Genomic DNA, 23,347 nt, shown 5'->3' with positions numbered 1-23,347 from the left:
TTTCCGGGTGCGTGGGAACCACGCATCCGTAGCGCTATTTCAAATGAGCGGCGTCCATTTGGCCGTCGCCGATGGGGCGACTGTCCTTATCATGCCAGTTCTGGAATTCCTCAGTCCAGATTCCGTGGTGACCTCTTTGCGCGCTCGCGCGAAGAAGCAGATCCTCCAGGAATTGAGCGCCCATGCGGTGCGCCAGCTTCCCGCGCTCGACGAGCGCGAGGTGTTCGAAACCCTGCTTCAGCGTGAGCGACTGGGGTCTACCGGCATCGGTGACGGTGTCGCGATTCCCCATGGCAAGCTTCCGGGGCTCGACCGCCTGTTCGGCCTCGTCGCCCGCCTGGAGCGTCCGGTGGATTTCGAGTCGCTGGATGGCCAACCCATCGATATCGCCTTCCTCCTGCTCGCTCCGGAAGGGGCAGGGGCCGAGCACCTCAAGGCGCTCGCCCAAGTGGCGCGGCTGCTGCGGGAGCCGGGCATGCTGGAGCGGATCCGCGCGGCGCGGGATTCCAGCGCGCTCTATTCTCTACTGACTCAGACGACGAAATCCGAAGCGGCATGAAACGCGTGAATTTGGATAAGTGCCGGTCTTCGGCGGCTGCCGCCGTCGCGTGTGCCATCCTGTGGGGCGCGCCCGCCCATGCCGATGTCGCGTGCGCGCGCGACGTCCTCGTTGCCAATTCGATGCAGCGCCAAGCCATCGACCAGCTCGAACAGGCCGATGGTGACGATGCCAACCGGTGCCGCGTCTGGCGCCGGCACGTGGAGACCATGCGCCGGGTCTCGAGCGTCTACGGCCGCTGCCTCTCCGGAGCGGAGCGGGCCGCCAAGCTCAACGAAGTGCAGACCTCGGAGAAGGATTTCTCGGGGCTCATCCGGACTCGCTGCCGCGGTCTTTGAAGACACGACCACGCACAGGCGGTTGATGCCCGCCGATTGACTCAGGGGCGAGGCATCGGCTGTCCTCGTCCACACCGCCATGCTTTTCGCCCGCCTCTCCGACGACCTGTTCAAGCCGCTCGCCTCGCCGAGCCGGGCGTTCAACGCGGCCCTGCTGCTGCATCTGCATGCGCGCGTCTTCGCAGAGACAACCGAACCTCTGCGCAAGAGCGAGTTGCTCGCCTCCATCGGCGATTTCTCCGCCGACTGGTCCCAGGGCGAGATCGCCGACGACGATGCCACGCCGGCCGATCCGATCGAGCGCCGCTCCGCGGTCTATCGACGTCTCCTGGAGGCCGGCTGGCTCGTGGAGCGGCGCGAGCGCTACGTGCCGGTGGTCGATTTCGACCCCGATGCCCGCCACGTCATCGAGGAACTGGCCCGTATCGACCGGGGCGAGACCCGCTCCTATGGCGGCGCCGTGCTCGAAGTGCTGGGCAGTCTCGAGAGTGCCGTGGCCAACCCGGCCGAGCGTTCGGAGGCCCTCGTCAACGCCGCCAAGGCGTCCCGCGCCTTCCTCGGACACCTGCGCAGCCTCGCGGGCTCCATGCGCAAGATCGAGGAGCGCATCCTGCGCGAGGAGGACCAGGGTACGGCCTTCCGGCTCTATTTCGAGGAGTTCGTCGCGCGCCACCTCGTCAGTGACTACCGTACCCTTCACACGCGCCTGAACCCGTTCCGCTTCCGCTCCGGCATCGTGCGGGAGGCCGGACGAGCGCTGCGCGACCCCCTCACCATCCGGGCCCTCGCCGAAGCGGGACTGCGCGAGGGGCGGGCCGCCGACCTTCCCCTCGCCGAGCGGGCGGTGCGGCGCGACCTCGCTGAGATCCTGTCGATCTTCGAGGGGCTCGACCGGCATCTCGACAGCGTCGCCGATATCGTCGCCCGGCTAGAGCGCCGGATCGCCGCGTCCCTGCGCTACACGGATCACCGCGATTCCGACCGGATCGAGCGCACGGCGGCGGCGCTACGGGCGGTGGGGGCTGCCGAATGGTCGGATTCGGCGCCCCTCGCCCAGGTCTCGCTGCTACGTCCGCCGATCGGGGAGCCGCATTTCTATACGCCCCGGATGAGGCGGGCAGCGATCCTGTCCGAGCCGCTGCCGGAGATCCATCTCGACCCGGCGATCGAGGCCTTCATCCTGGCCAAGGACGCCTTCCGCCAGCGGGTGATGGTGACGCCCGAGCGCGTCATCGCCTTCGTCGAGCGCAAGCTCGGGACGAACCCCGCCATCCGCGGATCCGAGATCGTCGTGGCGGATGTGGACGAGTTCGTGGTGTTCCAGCGTCTGCGCGAGATCGACGTGCTGTTCGACGGGCTCCTCAACGATCGCTACCGCCTCACCCGTGTCGCGGGCCGTGTCTCCAACGGCTGGCTCGATTGTCCGGATTTCATGGTGGAGCGGTCGTCCCCGCCCCCAACACGCGGGCCAGCGAGCGCGGGCGAACGGCGACCGCGGAGATAAGACCCCGCGCGTCGTTCCGTACGGTGGGCAGGACCGAATGTTTGCGTGCATTGCACAATTGTCGTGACAGACGAGATGTCATCACAAACGTGTCAATGCCCTTGGCAGACTTGAAGAGTCGGATCATCCTCTTGGTATACCCGCATCAAAGCGGGACTGATAAGGAGGTTAACCCATGAGTACCGGCAAGTGCTTGATCAAATCCGCCTGGATCGCCGTCGAGGTGGGGAAAGAGCGAACCGAGAGGGTTCTCGTCGTCGAGACCTACATCGCCGTCAGCCCGCTGGAGCGGAATTTCGACGGTGACCGTTATTCCAAGGTGGTGGAGGAGGTGCAGCGCGTGCTCTCCCAGAACCCCTCTATCGACCGTGCCTCGATCCTGAGCATGCATCGCGACACGGAATGCCTGTCGTTGTTCAAGGCCTCCCCGGCGAAAGCCGCGTGAGGAAGCGGGTTTTGTGTCGCGAGGGCGATCCGAGTAACGAGGCGGGGTGACGGGGCGCCGTGTCCCGCTCGACCGGACCGTCTGAATGATCGAGGCCTTCCGCGCCATCGTCGATGGCGACGAGCCACCGCCTCCGGGTGCCCGTGCACCGTCCGAGGAGGATCTCATCCGCGCGCTTCAAGTCGTGCTGAAGAGCCAGTGCCTCTATGCCGATACGCCCGGTATCGGCCGGTCCTACGAGATCGCCCGGTATTACGCGCCGTTCTTCAAAAGCTATTTTGCCTGTCTCGGCTACTCGTTCGAGGTCTCGCCCCGCGACCAGATGGTGTTCCTGCGCGTGCCCGCCGACGGCGTACGCCATGACGGGCAGGCCGAGCGCCTGCGCAAGGACGAGACCCTCGTGCTGCTGGCCCTGCGCCTCGCCTATGAGGAAGGGCTTCGGGAACACCGCGTCACCACCGACGGTGTCGTGGAATGTACCACCGATGACATCGCCGAATCGATCCGCACCGCCGCCCGCAGCGAGGCGCCGGAAGAAGCGCGCCTCACGGAGATCCTGCGCCTTTTCGCCCGCAAGGGTGCCCTTCGCCTGGGCGAGCGCGACAAGGTCGAGAAGATCACGCCGCTGATGATCTTTCCCGGTGTCGCGGTGCTCTCACCCGATTCCTGGATGGAGCAGGTCCGCGCCTGGGCAGCGGCGCGAATGGACGATGACGGCTGAGCCCGATCAAGGGCGGCATCCACATCGGGGTTAAGATTTCACATGAAACATGCGTGGCACGGCTCGAAGCCCCGACATCGCCCCCTGTGAAAAAGAGGACGGCGGGACCATCGACTTGCATCGTCGGGCCGCCCCGTCCATGCCGTGGCTCCGTCATTTCCATCGAGGACTTGCCCGCCCGGTGTATCGGCTCACCGACATCGCCCTCTCGAATTGGTACCTGATCCGCCGCGAACAGATCCGGATCCGGGGAGCGGCTGCCTTGGTGGGGCCGACGGGGGCCGGCAAGTCGACGATCTTCGACGCTGTCGGCACCGTGCTCGCCGGCAACAACGCCAGCCGCCTCGCCCTCAACGCGTCTGCCTCGGGGCGCAGCGCCCGCACGGTCCGCGATTACTGCCTCGGCTGGATCAGCGACCCCGCCGAGGGCGGTCGTCCCACCCGCGAGGCCTGCGAGACCCTCATCGTCCTCGTCTTCGAGAACGAAACCACCGGACGCGTCGTCTCCGTCGGTCTCGCGCTCGCGGCCCGGGCCGAGGACAGTCGCGAGACCACCCTCTCGCGCTTCATCGCGGTCGGACACCGGTTCGAGATCGCCGATTACGTCCGCGAGACCGCCGAGGGCAGCTACGTGGCGCCCTGGCCGGAGATCGCAAAGGATCTCCGCATCCGGGCGGACAGGTTCGAGGAGTTCCGCTCATCGGGCGAGCGTTTCACCGCCGACGTCCTGGCGCTGATGCGCGAGGGCGCGCCGAGCCCCGAGCCGCGCCACTTCCTGCGTACGTTCTCCAACGCCGTGGCGTTCAAGCCGATCTTCGATTCCTCCGCCTTCGTGCGCTCCTTCGTCCTCGAACCCGAGCCCCTGGACGTCGCGCGCATCCGCCAGTCGGTGGAGAACTGGCGCCGTCTCCTGGAGACCATCGAGGAGTTGGAGCGCCGGCTCTCCCATCTCGGCCGCATCCTCAAACGCTACGAAACCTGGGCGGAGGCCAGCCTCTCGGCCACCCTCGACGAGTTACGAGCGGCCGGCGCCGACCTGCGACGCCGCATCCTCGATTACAGCCAGGCCCGCTCTCGCCTCGGCGACGTGGCGGAACGCCTGCGCATCGCCCGCGAGAGCGTGAGCACCAGCCAGGGTTTCGTGCGCGAGATCGACGGCGAGATCGCGGGCAAGAAAGCGATGCTGGCCGGGAGCCAGGGGGAGGGGCGGCTCGCCGCCTCCAATGCCGGCCTCGCCATGCTGGCGCGCGACAAGCGCGACCTCGCCGCCCGCGTCGCCGATCTGGTGGGGCTGGTGCAGGAGGCGGGCAAGCTCAACGTCGTCTTCTCCGAGATCCAGCGCATCGATCCGGAATCGGCGCGGATCGTGGCCGCCTGCTCGCGCTCCGGCCTGCGCCGCGATGCGCCCCCCGAGGAATCGCTTCGCTCGGACGGACCGCTCGGCCCCCTTCTCACGGCCCTCGCCTCCCTCTCCGACATCGCCACCCCCCTCGATACCGCTGCCGAGGACATGGCCCTGCGTGCCCGCGCCCAGGAGAAGGAAGCGCATGCCCTCTCGGCCGAAGTCGGCAGCGGGCGCGCGGGCGGCGCGCGCCTCTCCTCGGACACGGCCGCTTTCCGCGACGAACTCGCCCGGCTCGGGATCGAGGCGACGCCGATCTGCGAACTCGCCGAGATCACCGATCCGAAATGGGGACCGGCTCTGGAGGGCCTGCTCGGAGGCGCCCGCGAAGCTCTCGTCGTCGAACCGGACCGGCTGAATGAGGCTTTCGCCCATCTCGAAGCCCGCAAGAGCCAGTTCTATCGCTGCCTGCTGGTGAAGACGACGGACACCGCGCGCCGCCGGGGCGGGCGCGACGACGAAGGGCCGATCTCGCTGATCGAGACTCGCGATCCCCATGCCCAGGCGTTTCTCGCGGCCCGGCTCGGCGGCTACGATCTCGCCCCCAACGACGCGGCATTGGCCCATATGAGTCGCGCCGTGGCGCCGAGCGGACGCTCGACCTCCGGCATGGCCTATTCCGTAGTGCGGCCGGTTCAACTGATGATGACCCGTGGCAGCCGCGGTCCCACGGCGGAGAGCCGGCAGAACCTGGAACACGCGGTCAATGAGGCACGGCGCCTGCGCGGCGCGGCCGGCGTGCTGCGAGAGGCCGCCCGCATTGCCGCCATGCTGCGGGTCCGACTCGCCGACGCCAATCTCGACATCGTCTCCCTGCGCCAGGAGGCTGACGCGATGGAGGGGCGGCGACGCAGCCTCACCACCGAGCGCGAAGCCGTGGAGAAGGCCGATACCGGCGCGCTGGAGGCCGAGATCAAGGAGCTCGCCAAGGAGCGATCGGCCTATCTCACCGAACTCGTTCAGGTGCTGGAGCCGAAGCGCGACGCGCTGCTCGGCGAGGAAGCGGGCCTGAAGGCGAAGGTCGCCACCGCGCGGGAGGCGATCCGCGCCGCGCTTCAGGCAAGGCGCGGCGCCCATGCCCGCTGGATCGCGGGAGATTCCGTGCGCATCCGTCTCGTCCGGCCGGACGGGTTCGATCCGCTGGCGGTGGCCAAAGCGCGGGCCGACGCGGCGGGCCTCGAATCCAAGGAGTTGGCGGCTTTGGCCAATGCGGCGCGCGGCGCCGCCCGCGAGGCGATGGAGACGGCGCGCACGCAAGGCCGTGCCGCAGAGCGCGATCTCGCTGAATACTGCGTCCAGTGGCGTATCGAGAACCCCCTGGGCAACCGTGATGCCCCGGCCTCCTTCGGCTTTTCCTGGGTCGCCCGCGCCCATGACGAGGTGGCGGGCCACGAGCTGCGGCGCTACCGCGACCAGGCCGTGCGCGCGGAGAGCGAGATGCGCCGCCTCATGACCGAGGACCTGCTGACTCGCCTCGCCGACAAGTTCGAGCGGGTCCGCACCCGTCTCGATGCCCTGAACGAACGTCTCTCGACCCAGACCTTCACCGGTCAGACCTACGCCTTCGAGGCCACCGTCGATCGTCGCTACGCCGCCGTGCATGCCCTCGCCACCGAGGTGGCGCGTTCGGCCGACGCAGCGCAGGCGATCCTGCCGGGGGAGGGCGAGGACGTACCCCCGGGGCCGCTCGCTGCCGCGATCGAGGAGATCACCGCCCTGATCGCCGGGGACGAGAGCGCGGCGCGGCTTGCCGATTACCGCAATTACTTCGTCTACGAGATCGGCATGCGCGACAAGGCAGGTAACCGCACCACCATGTCGAACCGGGCCTTGCGCGGGTCGGGAGGCGAGGCACAGGCGCCGTTCTACGTCGCCATCGCCGCGTCACTCGCCTCGGCCTATTATCCTGGAGACCGGCCCGGCGACGAGAATCCCGGCCTCGGACTCTGTCTCCTCGACGAGGCCTTCTCGAAACTCGACGTGCGCAACTCCCAGGCTTTGGTGGACCTCTACCAAGCCTGGGGATTACAGCTTCTCATCGCGGCGCCCGAGGACAAGCGCACCACCCTCACCGAAGTGATGGACACCATCGTCACCGTCTACAAGAGCCCGGATCTGACCTCGGTCCGGATCGAGGCCGAGCATCCGCTCGAGACGGCCAAGCGCGCACTCGCCGCCATCAACCCGGAACGCCAGGGTATCGAGCGATTCCAGGTCTCCGACGCGGCGGAGTGAGGGGCGTGGCCGGAGGCACCTCCTCACCGTCGCTTTGGCTTCGCCTCTCGCTCACCGAAGGCCCGACGGGGTGCCTTCGGGTCCTTTCCCCGTAGGCGGAGAGAGGGGAAAGGGTGCCTAATGCGATGCGCTTTGCTGTGACGAAGGCGCGATCAGACCCGACGCGAGGCAGCGTCTCGGATCGCGGCAAGAGTCAGGATGGCGGGGGCATCGCTCCCGGTTACCGCGAGGTGATCGGCGCCGCTGGATAGGAGCAGCGCCAGGGCGTCCTTCAACGACGTTTCCGCGGTGACGCCCGGCGCATCGCCCGGATCGCCCGGAACCGCAATCGCGCCCGCTTGGCTCAGGGCCAACCGGCGCAAGGCCCGGTCTTCACCGACGAAGCTCTCCACGAATCGGTCGGCTGGGGCTGCGAGCAGGCGGTCCGGCGTGTCGGCCTGGACGATCCGGCCCTCTCGCATGAGCACGACGCGGTCGCCCATCCGCATCGCCTCGTCGATATCGTGGGTGACGATGATCACGGTCTTCTTGAGCCTGCGCAGGATCTCGCCGACCTCTTCCTGAAGCCGGTCGCGGGCGACGGGGTCCACGGCGCCGAAGGGTTCGTCCATGAGGAGCACGTCAGGGTCTGCCGCCAGGGCGCGGGCGACGCCGACGCGCTGGCGCTGGCCACCGGACAATTCGTCGGGCCGTCGCTGGCGATACGCGTCCGAGTCGAGGCCGACGAGGTCGAGCATCTCGTCCACCCGATCTGCGATCCGGGCGCGTGTCCAGCCCAGGAGGCGGGGTACGGTGGCGACGTTCTCGGCGACCTTCCGGTGCGGGAACAGACCGATGCCCTGAAGCACGTAACCGATACCACGGCGCAGCCGCACCGGATCGACCTCCGCCACGTCGCGTCCGTCGAGGAGGACACGTCCGGCATCCGGCTCCACCAGACGGTTGACCATGCGCAACGTCGTAGACTTGCCGCAGCCGGAGGGACCGATGAGGACGCAGGTCGTCCCGGCGGCGATGTCGAGGTCGATCCCGTCGACGGCGGGCCGCTCCGCGCCGGCAAAGCGGCGCGAGACGCCCTCGAACCGGATCATCGACCGAGCCTCGCGGTCTCTGGCGTCAGCAGCCGAGGCAGATCGAGCCCATGGTGGTCCGCATCTTCCGGTCCCAAGCCTTGTCGCGCGCTGCGGATATCTTCTGGGCCTTGAGCATGTCGGCTTCGGTGGAGGCCCGATTGAAGGTGGAGCCCGGCGGCTTGGTCACGCCCATGGCAGTGGTCATGCGCTTCGGCGCAGGCTGCTGTGAAATGTTCGAGGGCTGCGCCTGAACGGGCACGGCGACGAACAGGCCCAGACAGACGGACGCGGCAAGGAAGCGTGTCATGATCAATCTCGACTTTTGAAACATATAATGACGCAGTAGCAGGCCGCGGATACCAGCGTTCCCGGTCCGCCATGCTTGGTCCGCCATGACGGCAAGGTTATGGCTTTCCGAGGCGGTCTACTGACGACAGCGCAGACAGTGCCGAATCCTCACGCGGTCTTGCGTGTGCCAGCGCACCGGTCGATCACCGGTTGTCCTCAGCGGCGTCAGGCGAGGTGGGACGTATCGGCTGGAACGCGACCAGGGTCATGTCGTCCCGGCGGCTCTCGAGCCCCCGATAGGCAACGAGCTCAGCCTCGAGAATGCTGATCTGCCGGCGGAGTTCCTCGTCGCGGCTGCGAACGAGAATATCCGACACGCCACGATGCCCGAGGAGCCGGCGTTGCGCGCCGGGGGGGGCCATCTGGTCGGTGAGGCCGTCGGTCATCAGGTAGAAGGTGTCGCCCGGCGCCACGTCCAGAATGATGTCCTCGGTCGTGAACCGGGTGCTCCCGTGCCGTGGGTAGCCGAGCCCGTGCCGCGCGCCCTTGATCCGGGCGAGGCCCGCTTCCGTGATGCTGGTGAGCGCCAGTCCGGCGCCGGCGAAGCTCAGCCTTCGTGCCGCGGGGTCCCAGATGCACACGCCGCAATCGAGCCCATCGTCGGATTCCGCACCGCGCCCGTCCTGGCGCAACTGGACGCGGACCATCTCGTCGAGGGCCGTCAGGATCTCGGCGGGCGAGCGCAGGCCGCGCTCGTGCAGCAGCCGGTCGAGCGCGGTGGCGACGATGAGGGTGATGAAGGCGCCCGGCACCCCGTGGCCGGTGCAATCGGCCACCACGACGATGCTGAGGTCGTCGAGGCGTTCCAGCCAGAAATAGTCGCCGCCGACTTGATGCAGCGGCTCCCACAGAACGGCCACGTCAATGCCGGCGCCGGCCAGTGCCGCCCGGTCGGGCAGGACGGAGGTCTGGATCCGGCGGGCGTAGCCAATGCTCTCCATCACCTGATTGTTGGCGTCCGCGAGCTTGGCATGAGCCTGTTCGAGCTCGGCGAGAAGCTGCTTCGCCTCGTCGCCGGCGCGCAGGCCCTCTACCATACGGTTGAAGGCCGAGGAGATAACGTCGATCTCGTTGCTGGCCCGGACGGCACCGTCGAACTCCACCAACGACCAGCGTTTGTGCTCGACCTCGCGCATGGCGAGCAGCAGTCGCTTCAGGGGGGCGAGGACGTGCTTGCGGACATTGGCATGGAGGGTCAGCACGAAGGCGAGCATCAGGATGAGGGTCGCCCCCAACGCCAGGAGCGCCTGTTTCTCGGCGTTGCGGCGCAGGGCTTCGGTGGACAATCCCAGCGTCAGTCGCCCCGCGGATTCTGCGCGCCCCGCCACCGTGACGGTGCTGGAGGCGCGGATGAGTTCGAGGCCCCGACCGGCCGGTATCTCGCCGACGGACATCACCAGCCCGCCTGCCGCGTTCCAGGCGCGCACGAACTGGAAGGCCGGATCGAGGGTGAGGGCCTGGATCTGCGCCGTGTAGACGTCCGGGCGCTCGCTCCAATCGGGGCGGGCGATGGAATGGGCGGTCAGGGTGACGAGGAGGTTCGCCCGTTCGGTATAGAGCCTGAGGCTGTCGGTGTAGTTCACCCAGGCGATGCCGATCTGCGTCGCCAGCACGACGATGGCGATCACCGGGTAGATCCGCAGGAACAGGGTGTGGGCCAGACTGTCGAGGTCGCGTCCCTGCGCAGAGCCGCGCAGCGCCCCAGGCCGCATCGTGCCGGGCGCGGATGCCGAGGCGTCGGCGAAACCGGCGAGTTCCCGGAAGTCGTCGCCGCTCAGGGGACCGCCGCCCCTCAAGGAGCGCTTGCGGGGGGGAGAACCGACGGCGGGCGATGCCACCTTGCCCCCCGGATCGGAGGTCATGGCGGCGAGACGGTCCGGATCGAGCTGCGGAACGAGCGGACGCAGCCGCGTCCGGCATGTTTGGCGGCGTAAAGCGCGGCATCGGCCCGGCCGAGCGTCTGTTCGAAGGTCTCGGTTCCCTCGATGGCCGCGACGCCGATGCTGACGGAGAGTGCCAGCGGTCCGCCGGGCCATTCCACGCCGGTCTCGTCGACGAGACGGCACAAGTCCTCGGCGACCACGAGCCCGGCATCGGGTTCGATCTCGGTGAGCAGGATCGCGAATTCCTCGCCGCCCATGCGGCCGATCACGTCCACCTTGCGCAGCCGCTTGCGACAGGTCTCGACGAAGCAGATGAGAGCCGCGTCCCCGGCGGCATGGCCGAACTCGTCGTTGAGCCGCTTGAACCGGTCGAGATCCGCCATGAGGAGGCAGGCGGGAACTCGGTCGCGTTCGTATCTCAGCCATTCACGCCGGCTGATTTCCATGAAGCGGCGACGGTTCACCGCGCCGGTGAGATCGTCGGTATCGGCCAGGCTCCTCAGCTTGGCTTCGAGACGGGTCCGATTCTCGATCTCGCCGGACAGCGCCTCGTTGAGGGCCTGGAGGTCGCGCTGCTGCTCCGCGAGGCGGCGGTTCGCCCTCTGCAGGTCGAACTGCATCCGGTCGCTCAACCTCACGAGGCGGCGCTGCTCGTCATAGCTGCGGCGGTAGGCCTCGGCGAGCTGCTGGACGCCGCCCGCGACCTGCGCCAGGCCCGCCAGCATTCCGTCGGTCTTCACCAGGACCGCTTCCTCGGTATCGTAAAGGCTGAACGCTTCGCCGACGGCGGGTGGATCGCCGATCTGCGCAACGATCTCAGGCTTGGTCTTCATCCGCATCAGTGCCCCGTCTGCGCGGTCTCGACGAGATCGAACCGTGCGTGGGTGAAGTCCGACGCGAAATCCTCCCCGGCCTCGGCGATGGTCTCGTCCCCCTCGGCATGGAGCCAGCGGATGGTGACGCTACGCCCTGCCTCGGCGGCGTCTTCGAGAGGCATGAACAGGTTCATCAGGCCCTTCGCGCTCGAAGAGTTGAAATAGACGAGGGCGACTTCGAACACGATCGGATCCGTGCTCGATGCGGCGAGGTAGGTCCGCAAGGCCTGGAGCAGGGGGCCGAAGAAGGCCGCGGCATCCTCCGGGTACGATTCACCGGCCAGCCTGAAACGGCCGGCGGCGAAGTCGAAATCCACCTCGGGGGATCGGGGGGTGGCTGGAATCTGAATCCGGTCCATTGCTGGGGCGCCGTCAGATGAAGGCTTTGAGGCAGAACAGACTGCGCTCGCTGCCAAGGTCGTGAAATTCGAACTCGACCGGTGCGCTCGACCGGCGGGCGATCTCGATCAGCCCGATGCTGCCGCCCAGACTGCCTTCATCGGGGGCCTGGCGTAACTTTTCGCGGTAGAAACGCTTGAGTTCTTCGCTCGACATGCCGGCAATATGGTCCAATCGCTCGCGCAGGATAGCGGCATCGGCCTTGGGAATCTCGTTGCCGCACACGACGAAGAAATGTCCGTTCTCGACGCCCACAACGATCATTCCCGCGCTGATCATACCGCCGGAGGCCCGGTCCGTGGGAAGTTTGTCGGCCGAATACCGGATGATGTTCTGGGCCTGCTCGACGAAGATCGAGAACACCCGCTTGGCGATGGTGGCGTCCGTCTCACCCTGGATCATCCGAAGCTTCAGGACTTCCCCGAGCGAGAACAGGACATTCTCCGAAAGGTCGCCGCCGAACGAAAGGATGATGCCGTTGCGCTTCGACGTCTCGAAGAAGGATTTGAAATCCTGCGCGAGCAATGCGTCCTCCCTGGACAAGGCGGATGGTGATGCCGGAGCGGCGTCCAAGCACACGATCCGGAAGCATTAGCTCCAAAGCGTCTACGGAGAGTTATCGCTCCGGCGCTCGCCCGAGAGAAGCACAATTCGTTCCACCCGATTAACCACGGTGTGCCGGGCCAGGGTCCGTCATGATCCGGAAGGGGGACTTCCCAATTCCGAAGTCTTGTCGTCAAGTCATGAGCCGTTGAGCCGACCGGTCGAGAGAAACAATTTATAGGGATTTGACACTGTAGAAGTCGCGGGTGCGCGTTGGCGTGGGCACGAATCCAGACCTCGTCGGTCTGAAGTGGATCGGATCGTGACGCAAGAGAAGTCCGTCCTCATCGTATCGGATCGGCCGGACCGGGTAAGGCTGCTGGCGCGCGCCATCACCACGATTCTCCCTTGCCGCAGCGTCCTCGGCGACCAGTCGATACCCGCCATCCTCCCCGTCGTCGCAGTCATCGACATGGACCCTCGGGAAGGCGTGGCGGCAGCCTGGGCGACCCGCCTCCTCATGTTGCGCGTACCCTGCCTCGTCCTCACCGGCTCGCCTGCCGACATCCCGCACAAGGCGAATCCGGCCTTGCGCATCGCCGCGGCCGATACTCCGCGCCCGACCATCCTCTCCCTCCTCCTCAGCCTGATCGACGCCGGCCGGAAGATGCGGACACGGCGCGACGGCGAGAACGCCGCTGTGGAAGCGAAGGCGCATCGCGCCTGTTCGGTCGTGGCGGGCATGTTCCATGCGGCGCAATTCGACCAGTCGATCTCGGCCGACGAGGTCGATGCCGGCACAGACGTCATTCTGGAAGCTGTCTCGGAGGGGGGGATCCGTGCGTGGCTCGACGTGCTCGGACGCTACGACGAGTTGCTCTATCAGCACTCCCTCAGCGTCGCCGGGTTCGCCGCGGCCTTTGGCTTCCACCTCGGGATTCCGCGGGCCGACCGGAAGCGCCTGACCAAGGCCGCGCTGCTGCACGATATCGGCAAGGCCAAGATCCCCCTTGCCATCCTCAACAAGCCCGGCGCGCTGACCTCGGACGAACTGGCCATCATGCGGACTCACGCCGCCGCCGGCGCCGACATGCTCACCGGGCAGGAAGGGTTCGATCCCGCGATGCTCGATGTGGTCAGGCATCACCATGAGATGCTCGACGGCAGCGGTTACCCGTCCGGCCTCACCGGCGATGCGATTTCCGATCTCGTCCGCCTCGTGACGATCTGCGACATCCACTCCGCCCTCACCGAACGGCGCGCCTATCGCAAGCCGCTCCCGCATGCCGAAGCCCATGCCATCATGCTCGGGATGACGGGCAAGCTCGACATGCCGCTCCTGCGGGCCTTCCTGCCCATCGTCAGGCTCTCGACCCCCGACGACGCCCTGGTCTAGGGATTGCGGCGTTCGGTTTACCGAACCCGGACCCGTTTGCGGGACCCGTTCACTTGGATCGATGTCGCAGGACGGCCGCGATTTTTGCAAGAAAGTTCTAGTTCAAAAGTTTTATCTCTTCGTGTGAGATCTAAGCGAAGACCCATCTCCCTCACCTTGTTCTTTTAAAAGCACGTTTCGTTGACCCGGATCGTCGCTGCGATCACAGTTCGGCAACGATGCCGGGGCGCATTCGACGATCGGACGGAACGGTCTGATCGATGCCCCCGGCACATTCCCGAACCCGATCGGTAGGCGCTCGATGTCTCTACAAGGCAGCTCTTTCTCAGGCCCGCTCCCCCGCATCGTCGGCTTCAGCGCCAATCTCCAGCGTCCCTCCAAGACGCGGGCGCTCGTCGAAGCGGTGGCCGAGGCGACCGGTGCGCGGCTCCGCGCCGATATCCGCCTGTTCGACGTCGTCGATGCCGGGACCGGCCTCGGCGCGGCCTGGTCGCGCGATCAGCTTTCGCTGCCGGCCCGGCGTATCCTGGAGGCGATCGAGAACGCCGATGCGCTCATCGTCGGGACGCCGGTCTACAAGGGCGCCTATACCGGCCTGTTCAAGCACCTGTTCGACTTCGTCGATCCGGCGGCTCTCGTGGGCAAGCCCGTCGTGCTGTCGGCCACGGGCGGAGGCGCGCGTCACGCCCTCATCGTCGAGCATTCCCTTCGGCCTCTCTTCGGCTTCTTCAGCGCGCAGACCGTCCCGACCTCCGTCTATGGCAGCGACGCGGATTTCTCCGACGGAATCCTCGTCGACGAGGGCGTGCGGGGCCGCGTTTCCGATGCCGCGTCCCAGCTCGCTGCGCTGCTCGGCGCACGGGCGAAGCCCTCGGCTTCGTTCGAGGCCGCGCCGGCCGCCGCCTTCGCCGCTCCGAACCGATAGCCCCCTCGGACGACCGGGGGCGCCGGCCGGGCGATGCGCCCGACGGCGCCGAGATCGGCGCCTCCTACAGAGCCTCAGTCAGCAAGGGCTGGACACATGCCACGGCAGACAACCATCGGTTCCGACATCCTCGGCCGCCTGACACCCTGGCTCATGCCGGTGGCGATCATCGCCGGCTGGCAGGCGGCGGCCTCGACCGGCCTCGTTTCCACCCGCTTCATGCCCGCGCCCTCGGACGTGATCGCCGCGGGCTGGCAGGCGAGCAAGACCGGTGAGCTTTGGGCCAATCTCTGGATCAGCTTCCTGCGGGCGGCCGTCGGCTTCCTCATCGGTGGCAGCATCGGCTTCGCCCTCGGTCTCGCCAACGGCCTGTCGCAGCTTTCCGAGAAGCTCACCGACACGACCCTGCAGATGGTGCGCAACATCCCGCACCTGTCGCTGATCCCCCTGGTCATTCTCTGGTTCGGCATCGACGAGGAGGCCAAGCTCTTCCTCGTGGCCATCGGCGTATTCTTCCCGATCTACGCCAACACCCTGCACGGCATCCGCTCGGTGGATCCGCAACTGGTGGAGATGGGCCGGGTCTACGGCATGTCGCCCACGACCCTGTTCCTTCGGGTGGTCCTGCCCGGTGCGCTGCCTTCGATCTTCGTCGGCCTGCGCTACGCGCTCGGCATCATGTGGCTCACGCTCATCGTCGCCGAGACGATCTCGGCCTCGTCCGGCCTCGGCTACATGGCGATGCAGGCGCGTGAGTTCATGCTGGTGGACGTGGTGGTGCTGGCCATCGTCATCTACGCCCTCCTCGGCAAGATCGCCGACACCCTGACCCGGCTGCTGGAGCGTTCGTTCCTCGCCTGGAACCCGGCCTATCGGAATATCTGAGGGGCATCGACCCGACGTGCCCCTGTTCTTCGATCAACCCTACGGACGACGTCCATGACCGCCTCCACCCTGCTTCGGGCGTCCGACGCCCCTCTCGCGCCGCCCCGCGAGGTGCCCGTCGCTCCCCCGCTCCGCCAGTCCACGCGTCCTGCGGCGACCGCAGGCACAGGGGTCGCCGTCACCCTGCGCGGCTTGGCGAAATCCTTCGACGGTCATCAGGTGATCGAGGGGCTCGACCTGCACATCCCGGCGGGCCAGTTCGTGGCCATCGTCGGCCGTTCGGGCTGCGGCAAGAGCACCTTGCTACGCCTGATTCTCGGGCTCGAACAGCCGAGCGCGGGGCGGATCGACCTGGAGAACCCAGGTGCGCGCTCGGCTACCAAGCGCATCATGTTCCAAGAGCCGCGCCTGCTGCCCTGGGCCCGGGTCGCCGACAACGTCGCCGTGGGGCTCGGCGGGGCCGGGCGGCGCCAGGAACGGCGCGAGCGGGCCGCGTCCGTGCTGGCCGAGGTCGGCCTCACCGACAAGGCCGGCAACTGGCCGGCCACCCTCTCCGGCGGCCAGCGCCAGCGCGTCGCCCTGGCGCGCGCCCTCGTCAGCCGGCCGGGCCTGCTCGCCCTCGACGAGCCTCTCGGTGCACTGGACGCCCTGACGCGCATCGACATGCAGGACATGATCGAGCGGATCTGGCGCAACCAGGGCTTCACCGCCATCCTCGTCACCCACGACGTCGCCGAGGCGGCAGCCATGGCCGACCGCATCCTCGTGGTGGAGGAGGGCCGCGTCGCCCTCGACCTGACCGTGGACGTGCCCCGCCCGCGCCGGCGCGGCGACCCCGAACTCGCTCGGCTGGAAGGCCGTATCCTCGACCATCTGCTGAAGGACCGTGCCCCGGTCTGATCCCCGGACGCGCGCGATCCCACCGGCACAACACCAGGAGCATCCCATGACCGCAGAGACCGACGTCCTCTGGTTCCTTCCCACCCATGGCGACGGCCGCTACCTCGGCGCGCAGGAAGGCGCCCGCGACGTGTCGCTGGCCTATCTCCGCCAGATCGCGCAGGCCGCGGACGAGCTCGGCTATTACGGCGTGCTGCTGCCCACCGGCCGCTCCTGCGAGGATTCCTGGGTCATCGCCTCGGCTCTCGCGGCGCTGACGAAGCGCCTGCGTTTCCTCGTGGCGGTGCGTCCCGGCCTGCAGGAGCCGTCCATGGCCGCCCGCATGGCCGCGACCCTGGACCGGATCTCTGACGGGCGCCTCCTCATCAACGTCGTCACCGGCGGCGACCCGGTGGAACTGCGCGGCGACGGCGTCTTCCTCGACCATGACGAGCGCTACGTCGTCACTGACGAGTTCCTGCATGTCTGGCGCGGGCTGATGTCCGGCGAGACGGTGAATTACGAAGGCAAGCATCTCAAGGTGGAGGACGGCCGGCTCATCTTCCCACCGGTCCAGAAACCCTATCCGCCACTGTATTTCGGCGGCTCCTCGCCCGCCGGCATCGAAGTCGCGGCCGAGCATTGCGAAGTCTACCTGACCTGGGGCGAGCCTCCGGCGGGCGTCGCCGAGAAGATCGCCAAGGCGAAGGAAGCCGCCGACCGCAAGGGCAAGACCTTCTCCTACGGCATCCGCCTCCACGTCATCGTCCGCGAGACCGAGGGCGAAGCCTGGGCCGCGGCCGAGAACCTGATCTCACGCCTCGACGACGAGACCATCGCGCGGGCGCAGGCCACTCTCAAGCGTCAGGATTCCGTGGGCCAGAGCCGGATGATGGCGCTCCATGGCGGCGACCGCACGAAGCTCGAAGTCTCACCCAACCTCTGGGCCGGCGTCGGCCTCGTGCGCGGCGGCGCCGGCACGGCGCTCGTCGGCTCGGCCGATCAGGTGGCGGACCGGATGAAGGAGTACATCGACCTCGGCATCGATCGCTTCATCCTCTCCGGCTACCCGCATCTGGAGGAGGCCTACCGCTTCGCCGAACTCGTTTTCCCGAAGCTGCCGCTTCGCGCCACCACCGGTGTTCCCCCGAGCAACGCCCGCAACAACGGCCCGTTCGGTGAAGTCATCGCCAACGACATCGTGCCCAGCCGCCGCATCGCGGCGCATTGAGGGAGAGCATCGCCTCTCCCCGCTCGCGGGGACAGGGCTGCGACGACCCCGTCGTCGGCGCGGCGAGGCGGCAGCCGATGGTGAGGGGCTGACGCCGAAGGAGGTTCTTCCGGTGAGTCCCCCTCACCCTCGTTCCAGCTTCGCCTCCACTCACCGGATGGCCGACAAGGTGCATCCGGTCCTCTCCCCGCCCGCGGGGAGAGGCGGCGCTCTCACCGGACATCTGTTCCAGAAGCTGTACGAGGACATTCCATGCCCCGTTCCACCGCGCGCACCCTCTCCCCGCCTCGGCAGACGACCCTCGCCTTCCTCACCGCCCTCGCGTTCCTGATCCTCGGCACGCTGCTGGCGCGCGCCGAGGACAAGGTCATCCGCATCGGCTACCAGAAATACGGCACGCTGGTCCTGCTGAAGGGCAAGGGCCTGCTGGAGAAGAAGCTGGCGCCGCTCGGCTACCGGGTGAGCTGGGCCGAGTTTCCCTCGGGGCCGCCCTTGCTGGAGGCGCTGAATGCCGGGGCCATCGATCTCGGCTCGGCCGGGGAGGCGCCGCCGATCTTCGGGCAGGCCAACAACCCGGATTTCCTCTACGTCGCCCACGAGCCGGCGGCACCGCTCGGCGAGGCGATCCTCGTCGCCAAGGACAGCCCGATCAAGACCGTCGCCGATCTGCGCGGCAAGAAGATCGCCCTGAACAAGGGCTCGAACGTCCATTACTTCCTGGTCGAGGCCTTGGCGAAGGCCGGCGTGCCCTACGAGGCGGTGACGCTGGTCTTCCTGGCGCCCGGCGACGCGGTCGCGGCCTTCTCGCGCGGTGCCGTCGATGCCTGGGTGATCTGGGACCCCTTTCTCGCCTCGGGCGAGCGGGCCACCGGCGCGCGGACTCTCGTCAATGGGACCGACATCGTGCCGAACCGGCAGTTCTACCTGTCGACCCGCCCATTCTCCGACGCCAACAAGGAGGCGCTCGATACCACCCTCGCGGCGATCGGCGAGATCGACGCCTGGGCCAAGGACAATACCGACGCGGTGGCAGGCGAACTGGCCCCCGCCATCGGCATCCCGGCGCCGATCCTCACAATCGCCCTCAAGCGGCTGACCTACGGCGTGACCCCGCTGGACGCGGCCGTGATCGCCGACCAGCAGAAGGTGGCCGACACGTTCCACCGCCTCGGCCTGCTGCCCAAGCCCATCACGGTCTCCGACGCCGTGCGGAAATCCGGGAGCTGATGGGGCTCTACCGCCCGGCCGGCGCCGACATGAGCCGGCGCAGGACAAGGTGGGTCGTCCCGCACAGGACGAGGGGGATGACGACGAGAAGGCTCGCGAACCAGGCCCAGGCCGGCATCATCGTCTGGGCGACGGCGTCGCTCATGCCCCAGACGTAGTTGATGTTGACGGGGTCCAGCCCGGCATCGGGGCGCGGACCGGGCATCAGGAAGAAGCACACGAACAGCACCGCGACTGCGAGGCCGGACCATGCCGCCCAGGCACGCCGGTCATAGCCGAGGCGCCAGACCAGGTAGACGAGCAGGAACGGCAGCCAGCCGTGGAACAGCGAGAGCCCGCGCAGGAACAGCGGGTTCTCGGCCTTGAACATGTAGGCGGTCATGCCGGTGAGCGACACGCCGCCGAGTTCGGCGAGAAAATCTACCACCCAGAGCAACTGGGGTGCCAGGATGCCCACCGTCGGCATGGAGACCAGGAGCGGGCTCTCCCGCCAGATCCCCACCAGGGTGAGCAGCAGGGCGACGTCGCAGAAATAGAGGAAGTTGGTCGGCCCGTACCAACTCCAGTAGACGAGCACGAGCACCGCCATGAAGGCCGTATAGGCGAGCTTGAGGGCTAGCGGCAGGCGTTGTGCGCTCGCCGGTTCGAGAGAGGCGGCGGCGTCGGCCAGGGTCGCTTCCGCGACCGCGAGGGGATCGGTCGCCGGGACCATGCTACCGCTCATGTCCGATCCTCATTCATGTCCGCCGCCCCTTCGTCCGTCGAATCGATCGGCCGCTTCAAAGCTTGGCCCAGGCGGAGGACACACGAATTCGCGAGCCTCCGGCGTGACGCGTCGCACGCGAGGGGCGTCATTGCTGCGGGCCGGCTTCGCATGCGAGCCACGATGAGCGTTCACGGCGGTCAGGCCGCGGCGCGGTCGCGTCCCGACGCCTTGGCCTCGTAGAGGGCCTCGTCGGCCCGCGCGATCGCCCGGATAAGCGACGTTTCCCCCGCCGCGACCATGCTCACCCCCATGCTGGCGGTCCAGGCCGGCAGGTCCGGCAGCGCCCGGAAGGCACGTCGTAGATCGTCCGCGAAGGCGAGGGCGGTCTCGCGGGCGGTGTCGGCGAGGACGACGATGAACTCGTCGCCACCCAGGCGCACGAAAAGGTCCCGGCCCGAAAGACGGCGCATGGCGCAGGTGGCCAGGGCGACCAGCACCGCGTCGCCCGCCGCATGGCCGTAACGGTCGTTGATGGACTTGAAGTGATCGACATCGATGGCGATCACCGCCGTATCCAGGGCGACGATAGCCGGCGAATCCGCCGTGAGGCCAGCGCGATTGAGGGCGCCCGTCAACATATCATGCAGGGCGAGACGGCGAAGAACTGCTTGCGCCCGTTCGCCCGGCATCGAGATGAGGCCGAGATTGAGGATGGGGAGCAGGATCTGGTCCGCCAGCAGCGGAACGAGGGCTACGGCATAGGGAATCTCGCTGTGGTTCGTCAGGATGACCAGCGTGAGCAGATAGGCTGGGATGTATCCGAGGAGCGCCAGTCCGGCGATGCGGCGCCCTCCCATGACGTCGCCGCGCCGGCCGCTCACGAGAACCGAGCCGATCGCCAGCATGACGACCGCCAAACCCAGGATGCCGCCCATCTGCGCGGCCGTCCGGTCCAGCAGAAGGGCGGGGCCGAGATATCCGAGGCCGGGCAGCAGGATCAGGGGAATCGCCCAGGGGCGACGCTTTGGCAGGCCGTCGAACCGGTCCACACCGGTGAGGACCAGGAGAGAGGAAGCGCCGAGCAGCGCGTGCAGGACCGCGATCGCAACCGGATGATCGCCCACCACTCCGAAGCTGATCATGATCGCTGCGTAGAGTCCGGAACTTCCCGCCCAGTCGAGCAGGAAAGATTGTCCGGTCCGGTTACGCCACAACGTCAGATAGACCGTCATGAAAGCAACGCTTATCAGCGTGCTGCATAGACTAAGGGTCGGCACGTCGGGAATCGGAAACATGAAGGCGACTTCGTAGCGGCACGGACCGAAACTGTCTTAACGGCAAAGCCTTAAGAGCGCATCACCGAAGGATCCGGTCCAGCTGAATCCCGGCGACAACTGTCGCGAGGCCGGTGCGATGTGATAAATGCCGGCGCTCTGCTCGTGGCGACTGGGCGAGGATAATCCATCGCCGGTGCACTAAGTCGTCGCGAAGTATCGTTGCTCGTCGAGCGCGTGTAAGCCTTTCGCGCGACTTTCAAGGTTGCACCACGACCCGCCGGATCGGCGGTCACTCTAGCCTCACCACCACGCTGTCGCTGGCACCCGACGCGTCCATCACCGAGATCCTGGCGAAGCCCGCGCCGTCCGGTGACCATTCCGATTGGCGCCGGGCGCTCTCGGCGACGGGCAGGCTGTTGACCATCCAGGTGAGGGGCGGCACCCCGCCGAGCGCCTTCAGGGCGAGGCTCGGCGCGGGGCCGGGCTCTGCGAGGCCGAGATCGATGCGGGCGCCATCCGGCGGGTAGGCGATCTTGAGGGCCGAGCCCAGGGCCGCCGACAGGGTCTTGGGCACGTCCTTGCGGATGTGGCGCAGGGGCGGCGGCAGGCCGGCGGTGGTGGTCACCAGTGCGTCGCGGGGCATCGGCACGGAATCGGGCTCGCCGCCGAAGCGCGAGAACGCGTCGAACAGGATCGGCGCGGCCACCGCCCGCCCGACGAGACCCGGCACGGCGTTGCCGTCCGGCCGCCCGACCCAGACCGCGATGGTGACGCGCCGGTCGAACCCCACCGCCAAAGCATCGCGATAGCCGTAGGATGTGCCGGTCTTGAACGCGATCCGGTTGGGCAGCGCGTTCTCCGGCGGCGGCGCACCGCGCAGGGTATCGGCGACGTACCAGGCCGCCACCGGTTCGGTGACGCGCAGCTCCGGCGGGGGCGATGCGGCCGGCCCGTCGAGGCGGCGGATCAGGTCGGGCACCGAGCCCCCACGGGCGAGGCCGGAGAACAGCCGCGCGAGGTCGGTGAGGGTGATGCCGAGGCCGCCCAGAGCCACCGGCAGGCCGGGTGCCGTGTCGCGCGGCAGGTCGATCCGCGCTCCCGCGCCGCGCAGGCGGGCGACGAAGCGGGCGGCGCCCACCGCCTCCAGCAGGTCCACCGCCGGCACGTTCAGGGAAAGCTGGAGCGCGCGCCGCGCCGTGACGGTGCCCTGGTAGCTGAGATCGAAATTCTCCGGCGCGTAGGAGCCGGCAAAGCGCACCGGCCGGTCGTCGAGAAGGGTCTCGGGATGGGCGATGCCGTTCTCGAAGGCCAGCGCGTAGATGAACGGCTTCAGGGCCGAGCCGGGCGAGCGGATCGCCCCCGTCATGTCGATGGCACCGGAGCGGCTGGCGTCGAGATAGCCGGCGCTCCCCACCTGCGCGATCACCCCGCCGGTGCGGTTGTCGATGGCGAGGATCGCCGCCGAGATGCCCGGCCCCATGGCGGCGGCGCGCTCGGCCGCCAGCCGTTCGAGGCTCGCCTGCAATCGCCCGTCGAGAGAGAGGCGCTGGACCCGAGCAGCGGGATCGGCGGCCACGGCCGCCTCGGCCGCATGGGCCGCGAACATCGGGAAGGGCTTTCGCTGGTCCGGCACCGGTTCGGCCTTGGCGGCCTTCGCCTCGGCGGGCGTGATGATTCCGCGCGCGGCGGCGATGTCGAGCACCCTGTCGCGCGCCTGCCGGGCGCGGGCGGGGTAGCGATCCGGCCGGCGCGCCTCGGGCGCTTGCGGCAGGCCGACGAGGAGGGCGGATTCGGCGAAGGAAAGCCGGGCGGGCTCGCGCCCGAAATAGGCGAAGCTCGCCGCCCGCAAGCCCTCCACCGGGCCGCCATAGGGAGCGAGCGCGAGATAGAGGTCGAGCACGCCGTCCTTGCCGAGGCGGCGCTCCAACTGAACCGCCCGCACCATCTGCCGGAGCTTGGCGCTGAGCGAGCGTTCGGGCCGCGGCTCCACGAGGCGAGCCACCTGCATCGACAGGGTGGAGCCCCCGGAAACGATTCTGCCGTGGCGGAGCCATTGCCAGGCGGCGCGCAGGGTCGCTGCGGGGTCGATGCCGGGATGGTCGGCAAAGCGCCGGTCTTCGTAGGCCTTCAGCATGGCGAGCATGCGCGGATCGACATCCGCCCCCGTCACCGGCAACCGCCAGCGCCCGTCGGCGGTGGCGAAGGGGCGCAGGAGATGGCGGTCCCGGTCGAGGATGACGGTGGAGCGGAGGCTCGCCTGGGTCAGGTCGAGGGGCGGGAGGGTCGCGACGAAGCGCCAGAGGGTGAGGGCGGGGAGGAGGATGAGAAGGGCGGTGGCTCCGCCGAAAACCCTCCCCCCCTTGCGGGGGAGGGTGCCTGCGGAGCAGGCGGGAGAGGGGGCGACCTCTCCGGACGTGGCGCTCCCCTCTCCCGACCCACTTCGTGGGCCACCCTCCCCCGCAAAGGGGGGAGGGGAGGGGATGTCGCGTTCCATGA

General features: G+C 68.1%; 21 protein-coding genes. 12 read left to right on the top strand and 9 right to left on the bottom strand.

Translation table 11 applies throughout. The features are described 5' to 3' along the window. Window positions 1-91 precede the first annotated feature (91 nt). The 6 genes from ptsN (at window position 92) to AC0IXR_RS15865 (ending at window position 7,204) form a co-directional block, all read left to right on the top strand. A complete protein-coding gene (ptsN, locus tag AC0IXR_RS15890; RefSeq protein WP_056423307.1) occupies window positions 92-559 on the top strand; it encodes a PTS IIA-like nitrogen regulatory protein PtsN in 468 nt (155 codons plus the stop codon). Next, window positions 556-897, top strand: a complete 342-nt coding sequence (locus AC0IXR_RS15885) for a hypothetical protein (protein ID WP_056422741.1) — start codon at window positions 556-558, stop codon at window positions 895-897. Before ptsN ends, AC0IXR_RS15885 begins: the two co-directional genes overlap by 4 nt. Before the next feature lie 79 nt (window positions 898-976). Then, window positions 977-2,401 carry a Wadjet anti-phage system protein JetA family protein gene (locus AC0IXR_RS15880; protein WP_207411088.1) on the top strand — a complete coding sequence of 475 codons (1,425 nt, stop codon included), beginning with the start codon at window positions 977-979 and terminating at the stop codon, window positions 2,399-2,401. A gap of 175 nt (window positions 2,402-2,576) precedes the next feature. After that, window positions 2,577-2,846, top strand: a complete 270-nt coding sequence (locus AC0IXR_RS15875; protein ID WP_056422735.1) for a hypothetical protein — start codon at window positions 2,577-2,579, stop codon at window positions 2,844-2,846. A gap of 85 nt (window positions 2,847-2,931) precedes the next feature. Next, window positions 2,932-3,567 carry a DUF4194 domain-containing protein gene (locus AC0IXR_RS15870; RefSeq protein WP_419953163.1) on the top strand — a complete coding sequence of 212 codons (636 nt, stop codon included), beginning with the start codon at window positions 2,932-2,934 and terminating at the stop codon, window positions 3,565-3,567. A 181-nt stretch (window positions 3,568-3,748) separates the two neighbouring features. Then, on the top strand, window positions 3,749-7,204 hold the full coding sequence (locus AC0IXR_RS15865; protein WP_471761420.1) for an SbcC/MukB-like Walker B domain-containing protein: 3,456 nt from the start codon (window positions 3,749-3,751) through the stop codon (window positions 7,202-7,204). 152 nt (window positions 7,205-7,356) lie between these two features. On the opposite strand, the gene AC0IXR_RS15860 is transcribed toward AC0IXR_RS15865, so the two are convergent. The 6 genes from AC0IXR_RS15860 to AC0IXR_RS15835 all read right to left on the bottom strand — a co-directional run bounded on the left by AC0IXR_RS15860 (window position 7,357) and on the right by AC0IXR_RS15835 (window position 12,355). Continuing rightward, complete coding sequence (locus AC0IXR_RS15860) at window positions 7,357-8,295, bottom strand: ABC transporter ATP-binding protein (protein ID WP_471761419.1); 939 nt, start codon at window positions 8,293-8,295, stop codon at window positions 7,357-7,359. Window positions 8,296-8,320: 25 nt separating this feature from the next. Next, window positions 8,321-8,584 (bottom strand): hypothetical protein, encoded by a 264-nt coding sequence (locus tag AC0IXR_RS15855; protein WP_419953160.1) that lies wholly within the window; start codon window positions 8,582-8,584, stop codon window positions 8,321-8,323. 184 nt (window positions 8,585-8,768) lie between these two features. Further along, on the bottom strand, window positions 8,769-10,487 hold the full coding sequence (locus AC0IXR_RS15850) for a SpoIIE family protein phosphatase (RefSeq protein ID WP_471761418.1): 1,719 nt from the start codon (window positions 10,485-10,487) through the stop codon (window positions 8,769-8,771). Next, on the bottom strand, window positions 10,484-11,341 hold the full coding sequence (locus AC0IXR_RS15845) for a GGDEF domain-containing protein (RefSeq protein WP_056423301.1): 858 nt from the start codon (window positions 11,339-11,341) through the stop codon (window positions 10,484-10,486). Before AC0IXR_RS15845 ends, AC0IXR_RS15850 begins: the two co-directional genes overlap by 4 nt. Before the next feature lie 5 nt (window positions 11,342-11,346). Then, window positions 11,347-11,742, bottom strand: a complete 396-nt coding sequence (locus AC0IXR_RS15840) for a DUF1987 domain-containing protein (RefSeq protein WP_056422718.1) — start codon at window positions 11,740-11,742, stop codon at window positions 11,347-11,349. A 13-nt stretch (window positions 11,743-11,755) separates the two neighbouring features. Then, window positions 11,756-12,355, bottom strand: a complete 600-nt coding sequence (locus AC0IXR_RS15835; protein ID WP_471761417.1) for a SiaB family protein kinase — start codon at window positions 12,353-12,355, stop codon at window positions 11,756-11,758. Window positions 12,356-12,647: 292 nt separating this feature from the next. Between AC0IXR_RS15835 and AC0IXR_RS15830 the strand changes: the two genes are divergently transcribed. From AC0IXR_RS15830 to AC0IXR_RS15805, 6 genes are all read left to right on the top strand, one after another. Continuing rightward, the gene (locus AC0IXR_RS15830; RefSeq protein ID WP_244478194.1) at window positions 12,648-13,721 is read left to right on the top strand and encodes an HD-GYP domain-containing protein; all 1,074 of its coding nucleotides are present in this window, start codon (window positions 12,648-12,650) and stop codon (window positions 13,719-13,721) included. Between the two features lie 301 nt (window positions 13,722-14,022). After that, entirely contained in the window at window positions 14,023-14,646 is a 624-nt protein-coding gene (gene msuE / locus AC0IXR_RS15825; protein WP_471761416.1) for an FMN reductase, read from the top strand. A 96-nt stretch (window positions 14,647-14,742) separates the two neighbouring features. Beyond that, on the top strand, window positions 14,743-15,531 hold the full coding sequence (gene ssuC, locus AC0IXR_RS15820) for an aliphatic sulfonate ABC transporter permease SsuC (RefSeq protein WP_471761414.1): 789 nt from the start codon (window positions 14,743-14,745) through the stop codon (window positions 15,529-15,531). Between the two features lie 54 nt (window positions 15,532-15,585). Continuing rightward, window positions 15,586-16,431, top strand: a complete 846-nt coding sequence (locus AC0IXR_RS15815) for an ATP-binding cassette domain-containing protein (RefSeq protein ID WP_461221837.1) — start codon at window positions 15,586-15,588, stop codon at window positions 16,429-16,431. Window positions 16,432-16,477: 46 nt separating this feature from the next. Next, window positions 16,478-17,641 carry an FMNH2-dependent alkanesulfonate monooxygenase gene (gene ssuD, locus AC0IXR_RS15810; RefSeq protein WP_056422701.1) on the top strand — a complete coding sequence of 388 codons (1,164 nt, stop codon included), beginning with the start codon at window positions 16,478-16,480 and terminating at the stop codon, window positions 17,639-17,641. A gap of 252 nt (window positions 17,642-17,893) precedes the next feature. Then, window positions 17,894-18,868, top strand: a complete 975-nt coding sequence (locus tag AC0IXR_RS15805; protein ID WP_471761413.1) for a sulfonate ABC transporter substrate-binding protein — start codon at window positions 17,894-17,896, stop codon at window positions 18,866-18,868. A 7-nt stretch (window positions 18,869-18,875) separates the two neighbouring features. Here AC0IXR_RS15805 and AC0IXR_RS15800 read toward each other — a convergent pair whose 3' ends face one another. The 3 genes from AC0IXR_RS15800 to pbpC all read right to left on the bottom strand — a co-directional run bounded on the left by AC0IXR_RS15800 (window position 18,876) and on the right by pbpC (window position 23,345). Beyond that, window positions 18,876-19,592: a hypothetical protein gene (locus tag AC0IXR_RS15800; RefSeq protein ID WP_471761412.1), complete on the bottom strand. Its 717-nt coding sequence runs from the start codon at window positions 19,590-19,592 to the stop codon at window positions 18,876-18,878. Window positions 19,593-19,771: 179 nt separating this feature from the next. Continuing rightward, a complete protein-coding gene (locus AC0IXR_RS15795; protein ID WP_471761411.1) occupies window positions 19,772-20,806 on the bottom strand; it encodes a GGDEF domain-containing protein in 1,035 nt (344 codons plus the stop codon). Between the two features lie 334 nt (window positions 20,807-21,140). Then, window positions 21,141-23,345 (bottom strand): penicillin-binding protein 1C, encoded by a 2,205-nt coding sequence (pbpC, locus tag AC0IXR_RS15790; protein WP_471761410.1) that lies wholly within the window; start codon window positions 23,343-23,345, stop codon window positions 21,141-21,143. Window positions 23,346-23,347 lie beyond the last annotated feature (2 nt).

The organism is Methylobacterium sp. AC832 (assembly GCF_979256025.1).
Note: the sequence above shows the minus strand (reverse complement) of the source record. Positions and strands in the feature narration are given on the sequence as shown.